Raw genomic sequence first — 16,206 nt, 5'->3', positions numbered from 1 at the left:
CCATTCAGCAAGCGTGTACTAATAGGTCGAGGGCTTGACCACAATTCGCTTGAGACTTTTAAGTCAACGAAAAAATGTTAGCAGTGATTATTCAGTTTTGAAGGCACGTCCTTCAGGAAATACTGGACAGAAGCACAGAAATGTGTTATACTGATTCAGTCAAATCGGTCGGTGTCGATGACGGTAAGGTTCCACCTGTTCCCATTCCGAACACAGAAGTTAAGCTTACTTGTGCCGAAGATAGTTAGCTGGAAACGGCTTGTGAAAATAGGTAGTCGCCGACTTAACAGAAAGCTCCGAGATGAAAGTCTCAGGGCTTTTTTGTTGCGTTAACATAAAAATACATAGCCGCAAAGTTGCAGGGAAAAGCGCTTTTGTCTCGTGTTAAGAGATGAAAGCGCTTTACAATTTTGCAAAAAGGATGCGACTAAACATGAAACGATTCCACCGCAGCTGTCGGCGGCTATGTATTCTGGCGGCGCTGCTTGTGCTGCTGGTACTGTTTCTGCGGCAGAATGTTCTGCTGGATACAGCCAGCCGACACGCGATCTTACTGGATGCCCAAAGCGGGCAGGTACTGGCGCAGAAACGTGCTGATGAGCGTACTGCACCGGCATCCCTGACAAAAATGATGACCGTACTGCTGGCCATTGAGGGGGAGCCCGATCTGGATAAACAGGTAACACTGCCGGAGGATATTTTTCCAGCCTTACAGACCGAAAAAGCATCTATGGCAGGCTTTGCGCCCGGGGAGACGGTCACGGTGCGGGACTTGCTCTATGGTGCGATGCTGCCTTCCGGTGCAGAATGCTGTGAGACGCTGGCGCGGCTGGTGAGCGGCAGTGAGGATAACTTTGCCGCACTGATGAACCAAAAGGCTGCAGAGCTTGGTATGAAGAACACCCATTTTACAAACGCTACCGGCCTGACCGACACCGAGCACTATTCCAGCGCGGCAGATATGGCAAAGCTGTTGCAGGCAGCACTGCACAATGCGACCTTTCGCACCATTTTTACTGCGGAGCACTACACCACCACAGCGACTGCGCAGCATCCGGAGGGCGTTTCGCTGACCAGCACACTGCTGGGCAAGCTGGACGGAACAGAGCTTCCCGAGGGGGCACAAATCGAGGGCGGCAAAACAGGGTATACCGCCGCCGCAGGGCTGTGTCTGGCCAGCCTTGCCACCGTGAACGGAAAAGAGTACATCCTTGTTACACTTGCCGCACCCGGAGACCATGGAACGGAACAATATAACATCCGCGATGCAGTGCAGGTGTACCAAAAGCTTGCAGATAAAAAATAACTGCACAGTATAGAGACTGCCTTGCAAACTGGATATTTCGGCGGTACAATAGGGGCATTCTATCACGGAAAAGGATGTTTGACTATGCGAGACGAAGCCATTGACCTGTGCGGACAGATAAATTTTACCCGTACCGATGCCATGCCGCTGCTGGAACGGGATGCACAGTTCCGCTTTGCCTGTGCGGGCTGCGGCAACTGCTGCCGCGGGCGGGAGGATATCGTGCTGTCCGGCTATGATTTGTGGCGTATTGCTGCTCGGCTGCGTCTGCCGCCGCAGATCGTGGCACGGGGCTACTGCCGCAGCAGCATAGGCAGAGTGAGCCATTTACCGGTGCTGCGGCTTGCTCCGGTGAAGGAAAACCGCAACAACTGCCCCTTTCTGACCGAAAACCACTGCGCCATCCATGAGGCAGAGCCGCTGGTATGTGCGCTGTATCCGCTGGCGCAGGAGATCAGCCGGGCAGGGGAGGTACACTATTTTTTACAGCCCACCGGCTGCGGCGGGCAGGTGATCGAAGCAAGGGTGCAGGATTATCTTGCCCGCTACGATGTGCCTGCCCGGGAAGCCATTGATGTGCGCTGGGCGCAGACCTGCATGGCGCTGGAAGATACCGTGGAGCGGTTAGAAGAGGTACTCAGTCCGGTGCTGGTGCGCCGGATGCAGGCAAAGCTCTGGCAGGCACTGTATTTTGGTTACGATTATGCGCAGGACTATCTGCCGCAGCTGGAAGCAAACCTGCAAACACTGGACACGGAGCTGCGTAAACTGACGGAGTATCAGAAAAAACGAAACGATAGTTCAAAATAATTGATAGATATCTTTACTTGAATCGATAATAAAGGCCGTTTTCAGGGAAAAGTGGATTGTTTTGCCAGTGATTCTGTGATATACTTCACGAGTGTAAAGCGAACCTTATTTGATCCGCTTACAATATCGGCCCGGAGTGCGGCGTCCTGTTGGCTGCAAGGGCTGAAGATAGAGGAGATCATCAATATGCGTAAAATCACTCGTCGTTCCTTTCTGACTGCTGCCGCTGCCTGCGGCGCAGCAGCTGCTCTTTCTGCCTGCGGCGGTTCTTCCTCCGCATCTTCTGCGGCAGCATCCTCCACGGTTGCTTCTGCATCGGTCGCTGCCGCTTCCAGCGGCGAGAAGTTCACCGTTGGCATCTGCCAGCTGGTGCAGCACGCTGCACTGGATGCCGCTACGCAGGGCTTTGAGGATGCGCTGACCGCTTCCTTTGGCGAGAACGTCACCTTCGACTTCCAGAATGCACAGGGCGATTCCGCTACCTGCGCCACCATTACCAACGGCTTTGTTTCCTCCGGTGTGGCCCTGATCATGGCAAATGCTACCCCTGCTCTGCAGGCTGCACAGGCTGCTACCAACACCATCCCCATTCTGGGCACCTCCGTTACCGAGTACGGCGTGGCACTGGGTCTGGATAATTTCTCTGGCACCGTGGGCGGCAACGTCTCCGGTACCTCCGATCTGGCACCGCTGGATCAGCAGGCAGACATGATCGTGGAGTGGATGCCCGAGGTCAAGAAGGTCGGCCTGCTGTACTGCTCTGCCGAGGCCAACAGCCAGTATCAGGTGGATGAAGTGCAGAAGTATCTGGAGGCTAAGGGCGTAACTGCTACCCAGTACGCTTTCTCGGATTCCAACGATCTGTCCTCCGTCTGCCAGAAGGCTGCGGACGAGAACGACGCACTGTATGTGCCCACCGATAACACCGTTGCCGCCAATACCGGCATCGTGGACGGCATCTGCCGCCCGGCTAAGAAGCCTGTGTTCGCCGGTGAGGAGGGCATCTGCTCCGGCTGCGGCGTGGCTACTCTGTCCATCAGCTACTACGATCTGGGCTACACCACCGGTGAGATGGCAGTCAAGATCCTGAACGGCGAGAGCGATATCTCTACCATGCCCATCGAGTACACCGATGTGACCAAAAAGTACAATAAGGCTGTCTGCGATGACCTTGGCCTGACCGCACCGGAAGGCTATGTTGAGATCGAAGCCTGATAACAGCAAAACCGGAACAATATAAAAATAGCGGAGAAGAGTGGATTCTTGCTCTTCTCCGCTTTCCCGTATCAAAGCGGGAGATAAAAAAGTGTAACGTTTAGGAGGAAATTGTTTTGGAGATCATTGCAAGACTTGCAAACCTGCCGGGCGCTTTACCGGGTGCCTGTGCGCAGGGGCTTATCTGGGGTATCATGGCCATTGGCGTGTACCTGACCTACCGTATTCTGGATGTAGCCGACCTGACCGTGGACGGCAGCTTTGGCACCGGCGGCGCGGTGTGCGTCATGTGCCTGCTTTCCGGCATGAACGTCTGGGCAGCATTGCTGGTGGCTGTGCTGGCCGGCCTTGCTACTGGCCTTGTCACCGGCCTGCTGCACACCTTTATGGGCATTCCCGCCATTCTGGCAGGTATCCTGACCCAGCTGGCGTTGTATTCCATCAACTTGAAGATCATGGGCAAGGCCAACCAGTCCATCAATGTGGATAAATACGGCCTGCTCATCTCCCTGCGCTGGGTCAAGGAATTTGCCCTGCATAACCCCATCATCATGGTCATCCTTGCTACGGCGGTGGTCATCGGGGTGCTGTACTGGTTCTTCGGTACGGAGCTGGGCTGCGGCATCCGCGCTACCGGTTCTAACCCTGCCATGTCCCGCGCACAGGGCATCAACACCAACTTCAACATCGTGCTGGGACTGGCTGTCTCCAATGCGCTGGTGGCGCTGTCCGGTGCGCTGCTCAGCCAGTATCAGGGCTTTGCAGATGTCGGCATGGGACGCGGTGCTATCGTCATCGGTCTGGCTGCCGTCATCATTGGCGAGGCCGTGTTTGGCCGCATCTTTCATAACTTTGCCCTCAAGCTGGCCTCGGTTTCCATCGGTGCCATCATCTACTATATCGTCATTCAGCTGGTGCTGACGCTGGGCTTTGATGCAAACCTGCTCAAGCTGCTCAGCGCCTCTGTGGTGGCAGTGTTCCTTGCTGTGCCGTACTGGAAGGGCAAATACTTCTCGAAGCCGGTCAAAAAGGCAAAGGAGGACGCAAAAAATGCTTGAGATCCAAAATGTTTCCAAAACCTTCAATGCAGGCACGGTGAACCAGAAAACCGCCCTGAACGGTCTGAACCTGAAGCTGAACGAGGGTGATTTTGTTACCGTGATCGGCGGCAACGGTGCGGGTAAATCCACTATGCTGAATGCCGTTGCCGGTGTATGGCCGGTGGACGAGGGCAAAATTTTGATCGACGGTGTGGACGTCACCCGCCTGGGTGAACATCAGCGCGCCGCCTACATTGGCCGCGTGTTCCAGGACCCCATGACCGGCACTGCTGCCACTATGCAGATCGAGGAAAATCTGGCGCTGGCAGCCCGGCGCGGCAAGCGCCGCACCTTGCGCATCGGCATCACCAAGGCTGAGCGGGAGCAGTACCGCGAGCTGCTCAAGACCCTTGATCTGGGCCTTGAGGATCGCCTGACCGCCCGCGTGGGGCTGCTTTCCGGCGGTCAGCGGCAGGCGCTGACCCTGCTGATGGCTACCATGAACAAACCCAAGCTCCTGCTGCTGGACGAGCACACTGCCGCACTGGACCCCAAAACGGCGCTGAAGGTGCTTACCCTTTCGGCACGCATCGTGGAGGAAAACCACCTGACCACCATGATGATCACCCACAACATGAAGGATGCTATCAAGTACGGCAACCGCCTGATCATGATGCACGAGGGTCATATCATCTACGACGTGGCAGGGGAGGAAAAGCAGAAGCTGCACGTCTCCGACCTGCTGGCAAAGTTCCAGATCGCCAGCGGCGGCGAGTTTGCCAACGACCGCATGATCCTGTCCAACTAAGCAAGAACAAAAGGGCATTCCATCCGCTTACGGGTGGAACGCCCTTTTTTTGTATCCTGCTTGCGGGCACAAAGAAAACAGGCTCCCCGCCAATGGCAGGGAGCCTGTTGCTGTATGCGGCTTACCGCTTGATATCGTAGTTCATGTTCATCAGGTTGCGGATGGTGCTCACATCATCGGTGATGTTGGCATCACCGTGGATGGTGTGCTTGATGGCGCTGCTTGCCACTGCAAAGTTGATCATATCCATGGCCTTGTAGTTGTGCAGCATGGCGTAGATCAGGCCGCTGGCAAAGGCGTCGCCGCCGCCCACGCGGTCCAGAATGTTAAAGGTGTACAGCTTGCTCTCGAAGGTGTGCCCCTCGTACCACATAAAGGCCTTCAGGCTGTTCTCGCTGCCGCTGTGGGCGTAGCGCACATGGCGGGCGATGCACTTCAGGTTGGGGTAGCGCTCGATGAACCGCTGGAAGATCTCGTCCTGCTGCTCGTAGCTGGGCTGCAGGGGCACGCCGTCCTTCCAGTCGCCCTTGCTGTGGTCGTTTTCGTCCTTCCACAGGTGGTAGGGCTCAATGCCCATCAGCACGTCCACATAGGGCAGGCACTCGGTGCAGAAGTCCCGTGCTTCCTCCCAAGTCCACAGGGTGGAGCGGAAGTTGCCGTCAAAGCTCACGGTCAGGCTCTTCTTCTTGGCAACCTTCAGCATATCAAGGATCAGGCTGCGGCAGTTGGGTGCCAGTGCCGGGGTAATGCCGCTGAGGTGCAGCCAGTCGTAGCCGTCCAGTAGAGCGTCCAGATCCACCTGAGAGAAATCGTACTCGGTAATGGCGCTGTGCTTGCGGTCATAGATGACCTTGGAAGCGCGAATACCGTAGCCGGTCTCCAGATAATAAGTACCCAGACGGTTAGAAGGGGTCTCGTCCGGCTCGGTCAGGATCATGGGGGTGCAGTGCACGTCATTGGAGCGCAGCCAGCGCACAGCGCTCTTGCCCAGACTGTTGTTGGGTACTACGCTGAAAAAGGTGCTGTCCACGCCAAGGTTTGCCAGCGCCAGCGCAATGTTGGCCTCGCTGCCGCCATAACTGGCCTCAAAAGCCGATGCCATGCGGATCTTTTCGTAGTTCGGCGGGGTCAGGCGCAGCATGATCTCACCACAGGTGATGAACTTCTGGCCATTGGGTTCGCTGCCAAGGATCGGATTGAAATGTTCCATAAAGCTCCTCCTGATGACATTGCGGGAATCCGCAACTATTAACACATCGTTGTATCCATTATAGTGCGTTCCCGGACAGAATGCAAGCGTTTGCACGCGCAGACAAGAGAAAATAAACCATAAAATTTGGTAAAGTTGCCGAAAAAACTGCCCTGCAGCAGGATCATACCCCAGTCAGGTCAAAGCTTGGGGTGTATTCCTCCTTGGCGCTGCTCTTCTGCTGCATATAGCCCTGCACAAGCCCCTTGTCCATGGCGTAGTTCACCACCCGGCGGTATTCATAGGTAGTGATGCGCCGCCCGATGCCATGCTCTGCGGCCTTGTAGAAAGGGGTGTACTGGCTCATGACGCTGGGCAGAAAGCACCCGGGGTCGGCGTCGTTCCATGCAGCCATCTGGTCCAGCACGGCAAAGCTGTCCTCCACATGACCCGGCAGCGCGAGGTGCCGCAGGATGACCCCCTTTTGCAGGATGCCGTCCGCATCAAACAACGGATGCCCGGCCTGTGCCATCATGGCTTCGATGGCGGGTTTTGCCTCGGCAAAATAGTCTGGCGCGGCGGAAAGCTCTGCGGAAAGGGCAGAGGACACATATTTTAAATCAGCCAGCCAGATGTCGATGTACCCGCGCCACGCCTGCACGCTTTCCACGGTCTCGTAGCCGCCGGTGTTGCACACGATGGGCAGCCGCAGCCCCTTGGCGCGGGCAATGTCCAGCGCGGCAATGATCCACGGCTGCCACTGACCCGGGGTGACCAGATTGATGTTGTGTGCACCCTGCGCCTGCAAATTCAAGAAGATTTCAGCCAGGTGCTCCACGGTGATCTCTTTGCCCAGCCCCTCGGCGCTGATGGGGTAGTTCTGGCAGAAGCAGCACTTGAGGGTGCAGCCGGAAAAGAACACCGTGCCGCTGCCCCTTGTGCCGCTGATGCAGGGCTCCTCCCAGTGGTGCAGGGCGGCACGGGCAGCTTTTAACGTAGCGCCTGCCCCGCAGAAGCCGGTGCGCCCGGCGGCACGGTTTGCACCGCAGCGGCGGGGGCAGAGGGTGCAGCAGGTGGGAACGGAAATGGTTTTCGGCATAATATCCAAAGTCCTTTGCTTAAAATTTTCGTATTCAGTATACCACTTTTGGTGCCATTCGTGCTATACTGAAATACAGAGAAACGATAATACAAAAAACGCAACATCTTTGCAGGGCAAGGAATGCGTTGTGATGGAGGAGACCATGCGCATCGAAACCGATGAGATCCGCGATAATCTGAAGTATCTGGCTCTGCTGGCCAGAGATTACCCCTCGCAGGCGGCGGCCGCCAGCGAGATCATCAGCAATCAGGCGCTGCTCAAGCTGCCCAAGGGTACGGAGCATTTCATGAGCGACCTGCACGGCGAGAACGAAGCCTTCGTGCATATCCTGAACTCTGCCTCCGGCGTCATCCGGGAAAAGGTGGATGCCGTGCTGGGCGGTACTATGCCGGAAGCAGCCCGTGCCGAGCTTGCCACCCTGATCTACTATCCCACCGAAAAGCTGCCCCAGCTCAAGGCGCGCTGCACCACTGAGGATGCACTGGAGCAGTGGTATACCCAGACCCTTCTCCAGCTGATCGATATCTGCCGTCTGGTGTCCTCCAAGCACACCCGCGACCATGTACGCGGCTGTCTGCCGTCCAGCTGCGGCTATATTCTGGACGAGCTGCTCCACGCCCACTTTGAGGATCACGATAAAGACTTGTACTACGGCCAGATCGTGGGCAGCATCATTGAGAACGGCCGCGCCGACCGCTTTATCGTGCGGCTGTGTGAGCTGATCAAGCATCTGGCGGTGGATAAGCTGCATATCGTGGGCGACCTGTTTGACCGCGGCCCGCGCCCGGACATCATTCTGGATCTGTTGATACGCCACCATAACGTGGATATCCAGTGGGGCAACCATGACGTGGTATGGATGGGTGCTGCCGCCGGCAGTCCCATCTGCATCTGCACCGTACTTAAAACCACGCTGGCCTACCACAACCACGGGATGCTGGAGGACTGCTACGGCATCAATCTGCGGCACTTGCAGCGTATGGCGGAGCAGTTCTACGGCGAGGATGATCTTTCCATCTGGATGCCCCACACGGACGCCGCCCGCGGCCCCTATACGGAAGGAATGCTCCACCGCTGTGCCGTGATGCACAAGGCCATCTCCATCCTCATGTTCAAGCTGGAATGTCAGGTTATCGACCGCAACCCGGATTTCCAGATGCAGGGGAGGGATTATCTGCGCCGCATCGACTGGGACGCCCACACCGTGCAGGTAGGGGAGAAGAGCTACCCCCTGCGGGACACCGCCTTCCCCACGGTAGACCCGGCAGACCCCGCAAAGCTGAACCCGGACGAGCAGCTGGTACTGCAAAAACTGGTGCAGTCCTTCCGGCAGAGCGAGAAATTACAACAGCATATTGAATTTTTGTATGCCAAGGGCAGCGTGTACCACATTGAAAACGGCAATCTGCTCTACCACGGCGCTGTGCCCATGAACACGAAGGGCGGTTTTGCGGTGGAGCACTTCGAGGGGCGCCGCTACTCCGGCCGTGCCCTGATGGATTACTGCGACGCCCGCGCCCGCCGGGGCTACTATGGGGCAGAGGGCAGCGCCGCCCGCCAGAGCGGACAGGATTTTCTGTGGTATCTGTGGTGCGGCAAGCTTTCGCCGCTGTTTGGACGCAGCGCCATGACCACCTTTGAGCGGCTGTATATCGCCGACCCCGCCACCCATACGGAGGTCAAGGATCCCTATTATAGCTGGTACAACGATGAAGCCGCCTGCCGCCGCATTCTGGCAGAGTTCGGCCTGCCGGGCACGAGCCATATCGTCAACGGCCATGTGCCGGTGCAGGAGAAAAACGGCGAGAGCCCCATCAAGGGCGGGGGACGGCTGGTGGTCATTGACGGCGGGTTCTGCCGCGCCTACCACGAAAAGACCGGTATTGCCGGGTACACGCTGGTGTATTCCAGCCGCACCATGTCCCTGCGCACCCATCAGCCCTTTGAAAGCGCCGAAAAGGCGGTGCGGGAGAATTTGGACATCCTGTCCCAGAAGAACATTCTGGAAACCGAAAATCATCGCATCCTCGTGGAAGATACGGACGAGGGCGAGGTGCTGCGGGAGCGCGTGCATGACCTGAAGCAGTTGGTAACGGCCTATCAGCTGGGCTGGATCCCGGAGGCACGGTGCGAGGATCACGTTTGGTGATATCGCCAAAGGGTAAAATTTGGGTCGGCATTCGTCAAAATTGATGAAAAATTCAATAAATTTTTGGAATATCCGCGTGTAATCTGGGCAAAACAGAAAATAATGAAACAGATACAAATCGGGCTTTGCTTTTTTGTGGAAGTAGTGTATAATAGGATAGTTATAAATCTGCCCCGGTGTTGGTGAATCTGTACACCCCGGCGGTATAAGTAACAAGATGGAATGCTTTCAGTAGCCTTAACAGGCCTGTGGCACAGGCCTTTGACAAGGAGATCATAAAAGTGGAGAAATTTGTTATTACCGGCGGTAAGCCCCTGCACGGAGAAGTGACCATTTCCGGCGCAAAAAATGCGGCTGTGGGTATTCTGCCTGCTACCATTCTGGCAGCGGATGTCTGCGTGATCGAAAATCTGCCTGACATCAGCGATGTGTCGGTCAGCCTCAAGATCCTGAGCACCTTGGGTGCACAGGTGAAGATGCTCAACCGCAACACCTACGAGATCGATACGCGGCATCTGGTCACCACCAATGTGCCGGACGACCTGTCCCGTCAGATGCGCGCCAGCTACTACTTCCTTGGCGCACTGCTTTCCCGCTTCGGCAAGGCACAGGTTGCCATGCCCGGCGGCTGCAATCTGGGCCCCCGCCCCATCGACCAGCACCTGAAGGTGTTCAGCGCACTGGGCGCAGAGGACAGCGTGGATTACGGCATGATCACCGTGCGCACCAAGCAGGAGCTGACCGGTGCCCATATCTTCTTTGATAAGGTCAGCGTGGGCGCTACCATGAACGGTATGCTCTCTGCGGTCATGGCCAAGGGTCAGACCATTCTGGAAAACTGCGCCAAGGAGCCCCATGTGGTGGATCTGGCAAACTTTTTGAATATGTGCGGCGCAGACGTGCGCGGTGCCGGTACGGACGTCATCAAGGTGCGCGGCGTGGAAAAGATGCACGGCTGCACCTACAGCATCATCCCGGATCAGATCGAAGCCGGCAGCTATATGGTAGCTGCTGCTGCCACCGGCGGCGATGTGCTCATTAAGAACGTCACCCCAAAGCACTTGGAACCCATCACAGCCAAGCTGCGCCGCGCTGGGATTACTGTGGAAGAATTTGACGATGCAGTGCGGGTATCCCGCACCGGCGATATTCTGCCGCTGAAGATCAACACCATGCCGCACCCTGGCTTCCCCACCGATATGCAGCCCCTGATGGGTGTGCTGCTGAGCGTGGCCAAGGGCACCAGCACCATCACCGAGAGCGTGTGGGACAACCGCTTCCGCTATGTGGACGAGCTGCGCAAGATGGGTGCCAGCGTGCAGGCGGACGGTCAGGTGGCCGTATTTGAGGGCGTGGAAAAGCTCAGCCCCGCACCGCTGCGCGCCTCCGACCTGCGTGCCGGTGCTGCTATGGTGGTGGCTGCTCTGATGGCCGACGGCACCAGCGAGATCGAGGAGATCGGTCATATCGAGCGCGGCTACGAGAATATCGTGGAAAAGCTGCGCGGTCTGGGCGCTGATATCAGCAAGGTGGAGCGGATGCCCGCTGCACTGGAACAGGCTCTGTAACACATACAAAAACAAACAGCCTGCCGTAAGTTCTGTGCGGCGGGCTGTTTTTGGGTGGTAACATAAGAGGTTTTCATGGCAGAGTTCATTTCATTGTATTCCGGCTCCTCCGGCAACAGCAGCGTGGTGCGCTGCGGCGCACAGTACCTTATCGTGGATATGGGCAAGGGGGTGCGCACTACCACAGCAGCGCTCAAATCGCTGGGGCTTGCCATCAGCGATTGCGCAGGCATCCTTGTCACCCACAAGCACAGCGACCACGTCAAGGGGCTTTCCACCTTCCTGAAAAAGAACCCGCTGCCGGTGTACGGCGCAGCGGCTACGCTGGATTTTCTGGATGCCAACGATATCGTGCCCGCCAACTGTGCGCTGAACGCGCTGGAGGGCAGGGAAGAGGACATCGGCTGCTTCGGGGTGCAGTCTTTCCCCACCAGCCACGACGTGCCCTGCGTGGGCTACCGCATCCACACCCCGGACGATAAGACCATGACCATCGCCACCGACCTTGGCACCCTGACCCCGCCGGTGCACGAAGCGCTTTCCGGCTGCGACCTTGTGGCGCTGGAAAGCAACTACGACCTGCATATGCTGCGCAGCGGGCCCTACCCCTACTATCTGCGCGCCCGCATCGAGAGCGTGCGGGGACACCTTTCCAACGACGAGTGCTCCGCAAAGCTTTTGGAGCTGATCCAGAGCGGCTGCAAAAAGTTCGCTCTGTGCCATCTCTCGCAGGAGAATAATACGCCCAGCCTTGCCCTGCAGACCGTGTTCACCACCTTGGGTGCAGCCGGTGTCGTGCCGGAAAAAGACTGCATCGTGCAGGCACAGCGCCGCAACGAGGTAAGCCCTGCATTGACGTTCTGATTTGTCAAACAATAAAGCCATCTGCCACAGCTGATTCAAAGGGTTTCAAACCCCGGTCATGCTGTGGCAGATGGCTTTTTCTTTGCGCGGTGATCCGCACTTATTTTGCAATTGCTTCTCTCAAAAAATGTGCAACTCCGGCAGAAATGAAACGACTTATTCTGCGGCTTTTTGCACCCGGATATCACTGCCCAAAAACTGGATCTGTACAAAGGCTGCAAGGCGGCTGGAGATCTTTTCCGTATACAGCTTTTCCAGCAGTGTGCCGTCCGTGATATTGGTTGTGACGATGGTGGGCAGCTTTGCGCCCAAGCGGTTATTCAGCAGACTGTACAGATTCGTCAGGAAGAAGCTGGAACTGAACTCGGTGCCCAGATCGTCCAAAATCAGCAGGTCAGCGTTGCAGGCAGTCTGGAACAAAGTCTCTTCCTCACCGCTGGGGTCTGTGCCGAAATGCAGCGCTTCCAGCTTGCCGAAAAAGTCCGGGCAGGAGACATAGATCACATCGTAGTTCTGCCGCAGCACCTCCCCGGCAATGGCAAGGGCGGCATGGGTCTTGCCCAGCCCTGCGTTACCCACCAGCAGCAGGCTTTCGCGGGTAGCGGGGGAGAAGTCCGCGGCGTAATCCCGCAGGTCAGCCAGAACCTCGGCCATGTAGCTGCGCACGCTCTCGCCCAGCGCCTTGTCCACCGTGTTGGGGTAGTAGTCCAGCTGCATGGTGTCAAAGCTGGAGACAGACAGGCTGGACAGTTCCTCGATCTCCTTCCGGCGCAGCTGCTGCATCACCCGGCGCACACAGTCGCAGGTGCGGCCGTTCACCGCGCCGGTGTCCTCGCACCGCTTGCAGGTGAACTTTGGCTCCAGCGCATCCGCAGGTCGTCCGCTCCCGGCCAGCAGGGCGGTCAGCTTCTGCTTTGCCGCCGCAAGGGCAGCAGCAGTCTCGGTACGGTCCTTGCCGGAAGCTCCGGCAATGGCGCAGCGGATGCCCCGTACCCGCACTTCCTCCTCGGCGTGGCGCAGCCCGGGAATGGCGGCTTCGGCTTCGGCTTGTGCATCCTGTGCCAAGGCGCGGGCGGTCTGCCGCCGCATGGCCACGGTGCGCAATGCCTGCTGATACAATTCGTTTTTGGTACGCATAAAGGCTCCTTACTCCGGTTTCTTGATCAGGGAACGGCGGCGGGTGGCGTTTTTCAGGATATCGTTTCCGCTGGGTGTGTCGCGGTCTACCCGGATATTCCGGCTTGCTCCGGCTGCGGCCACCGGGCCGCGCACATCATGGATGCTGCGCAGCCCCTTGGCGTTCCATGTTTTAAGGATGCTGTTCCAGTACCACAGATCCCGCTTGGGGCCGGCCTGTACGGCGGCTTCCTGCACCATGGCGTCATCGTAGCCGTACACCTCGTACCAGCGTGCAATGGCTTTGCGCCCGCCCAGTGTCAGCTCCTCGGGGGTGATCTGCAGCAGGCTGCTGACGTACTCCTCGCGGCTCTGGCGCAGCGCCAGCAGCTTTAAGTGGGCATCGGCCTGCTCGCCGGTCTCCACGCCCTCGGCGCGCCAGACCTTCAGTTCGTGGGTCACGGCGGCCATGGTACGTTTGCCCCGGCTGGCTACATAGGCCACGCAGAGCATCACAGCTTCAGGCGCAAAGCCCTCCTGCACATACAGGTTCACCAGCTTTTCCATTTCGGTGTGGGTCAGCGGACGGGCAAAGCTGGTCTGCCCGCAGTCGATCAGGCTGGAGATCATGGGGTCGGTGCGGCTGGCGGCGGCGATCTCCGCCCAGCGCATAGGGGCGGGAGCACTGGGCTCTGCGCCCGGCGCGGCGTTTTCCTCGTAGCGCTCCAAAAGCCCTGCACCTGCCCAGAAAGCCAGCGCACTTTCTGCACTGATGCGGCTGCGCAGCTTGAGGTCGGCGCAGAGCTTGTCCGGGTCGGTCACGCCGGTGGCCAGCACATACAGCGCCACCCGCACATTGTATTCTTCGGCAATGCCCAGCTTGGAGAACACCAGCTGCGGCACGGCGATGGTATCGCCCTTCAGTTCTTTCAAACGGTAGATCATGGTTTCCTCGTTCGGTTCATTCGTTGGCAGTATCCGGCTCGGCGGGCGGCTCCCAAGGGTCGCAGTCCATCATGTCCGGGCAGTTGTTCCAGCGCTCCGGTTCAGCGTCGTAGGCGTCCTTCAGATACTGCGCGGCGGCGGCACGCCCTTCGTCCGTAAGCGGAAATACCTCCCGGCGGCGTAGGGCGGGGTCGGTCTTGTCGATCGTCCAAGGCGCGGGCCAGTAGTCCACAGTGAGGATCTTTTCCTCCTTGGTGGCATCCGCGCCGCTGTCCGGATCCGGCACGGTGCGTTTGCCCGGCGTAAGCCGGTAGCGCAGTCCGGCTTCGTTGCCGCTGTAATCATTCTTGCACAAAAAGTAGTGCAGCAGGGGAACAAAGATCATGGTGCAGCTCGTCCTTTCCGGCAAAAGGCGCAGCCTTTTGCGCAATCAATTCTATTATAAAGCAGCCGGGCTAAAATGCAATAACTTTTTGTGAAACGCCCTGCAAAAGCTGCCCCGCTTACAGGAAATCCGGCCTTGACAGTGCCGCAGAAATATGGTAAAATATTGCCTGTTGCAACAGATGTGCAATGTGCTACTGTGGCTCAGCTGGTAGAGCAGCTCACTCGTAATGAGCAGGTCGCCTGTTCGAATCAGGTCAGTAGCTCCAAAGGGAAGCCCCCGAAAGTTGGCTTGTGAAGCCGATTTTCGGGGGCTTTTATTTGTGCGGCAGGGGATGGGAAAGTGGGAGGTTGTGCCTTAATTACCCCTGTTTATCTGGAAATTGCCTTAATGAGTGGCGCAAGAAGTGGCGCAATAAAAGCACGGTGCAAACTGCATCGTGCTAAAAATGGGCAAACAAAAACCACGGTGCGTGTGCATCGTGGTTTAGTTATTATTGTAAAGGTCATCGTAAACATTCTGGGCATCTTCACCGAAGGAATTATAATCCCAGTTTTCATCAAAGCCTTTGTACATGATCAAATCGTAAAGCGGCTCAAGCAGCTTGTTGACATCGTCAACATTCAACGAAACTTCCGGCAATTCTCTTTCAAAGAATTTTCGGGAGTAGTCACTCATTTTTACCAATTCGATCACCTCGTTTCTTAGGCTCGCACTGAATCAGCTCACCTTTTTCATTTACAGAGACTTGTGCATTTATTCCGAAGAATACCGTACTGTTCCGACCCAAGATATCTTTTTTCGTTCGGGGCGGCATGACAGGATACATCAACGTGTCTTTGATATCATCAAAATCCGCACCACTTCGGCGAACGATTTTTAAGTCTTTTTTTAATTTCTTTGGGTCGACCAGTGTGCCGAACATACGCTCCATAAAATGAGCAGTATGTCCAGTGATGACGGTACCATCTGCAACAGTTTTGCCCACAAGTTCCGTCTGGATGCGCTCGTGTGTGCTCTTATACAAGTCAAAGCCTGCCAGTGGTGAAAGCCAGCCGGTTTCAACGCTGTGATTGTAATGCATCAGCAACTGATATTCTTCAGTATTATTATACTTTGCATCATAGTATTTTGCAACAGTATTCAGGCTGGTGCTTTGTGCATTGATGGTCTTGAGCCACTCGGTGTGATGCGCCTGAGACTTCGCGCTTGCCCTGCTGGTCTCGCTCCTGCCAAACTTTGGCACACTGACGCGTGCACTGTCCACTCTGCCGCCGGTGTCCTTTGCAAACTGGGCAAGGCTCTGGCGGGCGGCACTTTCGAACGGAAACGTTCCGCGTGGACGGGGCATCGACGTCCAGTGCGATGGAGTTGGACTTGCCCGACCCGGCACTGTGCTGGATGAGATAGTGCTGCCAAGCACCCTTCTGCCACACATCCGCCACCAGCTTGTGCACCACATCCAGCTGGTGATACCGGGGAAAAATGAGGGTCTTGCCGTCCTGCAGGCTCATGAACTTTTGCAGGATGTCCATCATACTGTCCTTATAATCATTTTCTCTTAAAATTCGATTTAGAACCGATTTCAGTTTTTTTGACAGTAGCTTCGCTCCAATCTGCGATAGCGTCATGTTGCTCTTGTAATTTTATGAAGAAGCTTGTCATGTAGTTTTATAGGTTGAGAATTCACGTTTTATATACTGATCCTC

The 16,206-nt window shown here is 56.7% G+C and carries 15 protein-coding genes, 1 tRNA gene, 1 rRNA gene and 1 pseudogene; 10 read left to right on the top strand and 8 right to left on the bottom strand.

All coding sequences use genetic code 11. The annotated features are described in order from the left end of the window. Positions 1 to 167 precede the first annotated feature (167 nt). The 6 genes from rrf to WMO20_RS01735 all read left to right on the top strand — a co-directional run bounded on the left by rrf (position 168) and on the right by WMO20_RS01735 (position 5,179). A 5S ribosomal RNA gene (gene rrf, locus WMO20_RS01760) occupies positions 168 to 284 on the top strand. A gap of 149 nt (positions 285 to 433) precedes the next feature. Then, positions 434 to 1,306 carry a D-alanyl-D-alanine carboxypeptidase family protein gene (locus tag WMO20_RS01755; protein WP_349185644.1) on the top strand — a complete coding sequence of 291 codons (873 nt, stop codon included), beginning with the start codon at positions 434 to 436 and terminating at the stop codon, positions 1,304 to 1,306. A gap of 84 nt (positions 1,307 to 1,390) precedes the next feature. Then, positions 1,391 to 2,116 (top strand): YkgJ family cysteine cluster protein, encoded by a 726-nt coding sequence (locus WMO20_RS01750; RefSeq protein ID WP_349185643.1) that lies wholly within the window; start codon positions 1,391 to 1,393, stop codon positions 2,114 to 2,116. A gap of 186 nt (positions 2,117 to 2,302) precedes the next feature. Continuing rightward, positions 2,303 to 3,331 (top strand): ABC transporter substrate-binding protein, encoded by a 1,029-nt coding sequence (locus WMO20_RS01745; protein WP_349185642.1) that lies wholly within the window; start codon positions 2,303 to 2,305, stop codon positions 3,329 to 3,331. Between the two features lie 116 nt (positions 3,332 to 3,447). Then, a complete protein-coding gene (locus WMO20_RS01740) occupies positions 3,448 to 4,389 on the top strand; it encodes an ABC transporter permease (protein WP_005925544.1) in 942 nt (313 codons plus the stop codon). Then, a complete protein-coding gene (locus WMO20_RS01735; RefSeq protein WP_112090158.1) occupies positions 4,382 to 5,179 on the top strand; it encodes an ABC transporter ATP-binding protein in 798 nt (265 codons plus the stop codon). The genes WMO20_RS01740 and WMO20_RS01735 overlap by 8 nt, the downstream gene beginning before the upstream one ends. 121 nt (positions 5,180 to 5,300) lie before the next feature. On the opposite strand, the gene WMO20_RS01730 is transcribed toward WMO20_RS01735, so the two are convergent. Further along, positions 5,301 to 6,389, bottom strand: a complete 1,089-nt coding sequence (locus tag WMO20_RS01730) for a sugar kinase (RefSeq protein ID WP_349185641.1) — start codon at positions 6,387 to 6,389, stop codon at positions 5,301 to 5,303. A 163-nt stretch (positions 6,390 to 6,552) separates the two neighbouring features. Beyond that, positions 6,553 to 7,467, bottom strand: a complete 915-nt coding sequence (locus WMO20_RS01725; protein WP_349185640.1) for a radical SAM protein — start codon at positions 7,465 to 7,467, stop codon at positions 6,553 to 6,555. Positions 7,468 to 7,600: 133 nt separating this feature from the next. Between WMO20_RS01725 and WMO20_RS01720 the strand changes: the two genes are divergently transcribed. The 3 genes from WMO20_RS01720 to WMO20_RS01710 all read left to right on the top strand — a co-directional run bounded on the left by WMO20_RS01720 (position 7,601) and on the right by WMO20_RS01710 (position 12,051). Then, positions 7,601 to 9,619 (top strand): fructose-1,6-bisphosphatase, encoded by a 2,019-nt coding sequence (locus tag WMO20_RS01720; RefSeq protein WP_349185639.1) that lies wholly within the window; start codon positions 7,601 to 7,603, stop codon positions 9,617 to 9,619. A 281-nt stretch (positions 9,620 to 9,900) separates the two neighbouring features. After that, positions 9,901 to 11,187, top strand: a complete 1,287-nt coding sequence (murA, locus tag WMO20_RS01715) for a UDP-N-acetylglucosamine 1-carboxyvinyltransferase (RefSeq protein WP_349185638.1) — start codon at positions 9,901 to 9,903, stop codon at positions 11,185 to 11,187. A 75-nt stretch (positions 11,188 to 11,262) separates the two neighbouring features. Beyond that, the gene (locus tag WMO20_RS01710; protein ID WP_349185637.1) at positions 11,263 to 12,051 is read left to right on the top strand and encodes an MBL fold metallo-hydrolase; all 789 of its coding nucleotides are present in this window, start codon (positions 11,263 to 11,265) and stop codon (positions 12,049 to 12,051) included. 156 nt (positions 12,052 to 12,207) lie between these two features. Here WMO20_RS01710 and WMO20_RS01705 read toward each other — a convergent pair whose 3' ends face one another. The 3 genes from WMO20_RS01705 to WMO20_RS01695 are packed head-to-tail and all read right to left on the bottom strand — an operon-like array spanning position 12,208 to position 14,497. Next, the gene (locus WMO20_RS01705) at positions 12,208 to 13,188 is read right to left on the bottom strand and encodes an ATP-binding protein (protein WP_349185636.1); all 981 of its coding nucleotides are present in this window, start codon (positions 13,186 to 13,188) and stop codon (positions 12,208 to 12,210) included. 9 nt (positions 13,189 to 13,197) lie between these two features. Beyond that, the gene (locus WMO20_RS01700) at positions 13,198 to 14,112 is read right to left on the bottom strand and encodes a DnaD domain-containing protein (RefSeq protein ID WP_349185635.1); all 915 of its coding nucleotides are present in this window, start codon (positions 14,110 to 14,112) and stop codon (positions 13,198 to 13,200) included. Between the two features lie 16 nt (positions 14,113 to 14,128). Then, entirely contained in the window at positions 14,129 to 14,497 is a 369-nt protein-coding gene (locus WMO20_RS01695; RefSeq protein ID WP_112090152.1) for a hypothetical protein, read from the bottom strand. Between the two features lie 192 nt (positions 14,498 to 14,689). On the opposite strand from WMO20_RS01695, the gene WMO20_RS01690 reads away from it, so the two are divergent. Continuing rightward, positions 14,690 to 14,765, top strand: a tRNA-Thr gene (locus WMO20_RS01690). 218 nt (positions 14,766 to 14,983) lie between these two features. On the opposite strand, the gene WMO20_RS01685 is transcribed toward WMO20_RS01690, so the two are convergent. The 3 genes and pseudogenes from WMO20_RS01685 to WMO20_RS01675 form a co-directional block, all read right to left on the bottom strand. Then, positions 14,984 to 15,175: a hypothetical protein gene (locus WMO20_RS01685; RefSeq protein ID WP_349185634.1), complete on the bottom strand. Its 192-nt coding sequence runs from the start codon at positions 15,173 to 15,175 to the stop codon at positions 14,984 to 14,986. Continuing rightward, the gene (locus tag WMO20_RS01680; protein WP_349185648.1) at positions 15,168 to 15,764 is read right to left on the bottom strand and encodes a hypothetical protein; all 597 of its coding nucleotides are present in this window, start codon (positions 15,762 to 15,764) and stop codon (positions 15,168 to 15,170) included. Before WMO20_RS01680 ends, WMO20_RS01685 begins: the two co-directional genes overlap by 8 nt. A gap of 94 nt (positions 15,765 to 15,858) precedes the next feature. Then, positions 15,859 to 16,044 (bottom strand): annotated as a pseudogene (locus tag WMO20_RS01675) (hypothetical protein); the annotation flags it as partial. Between the last annotated feature and the right edge of the window lie 162 nt (positions 16,045 to 16,206).

It is taken from the genome of Faecalibacterium intestinale (assembly GCF_040096575.1).
In the GTDB taxonomy this organism is placed as follows: Bacteria; Bacillota; Clostridia; order Oscillospirales; family Ruminococcaceae; genus Faecalibacterium; species Faecalibacterium intestinale.
This window is presented reverse-complemented; position numbering and strand designations above follow the sequence as displayed.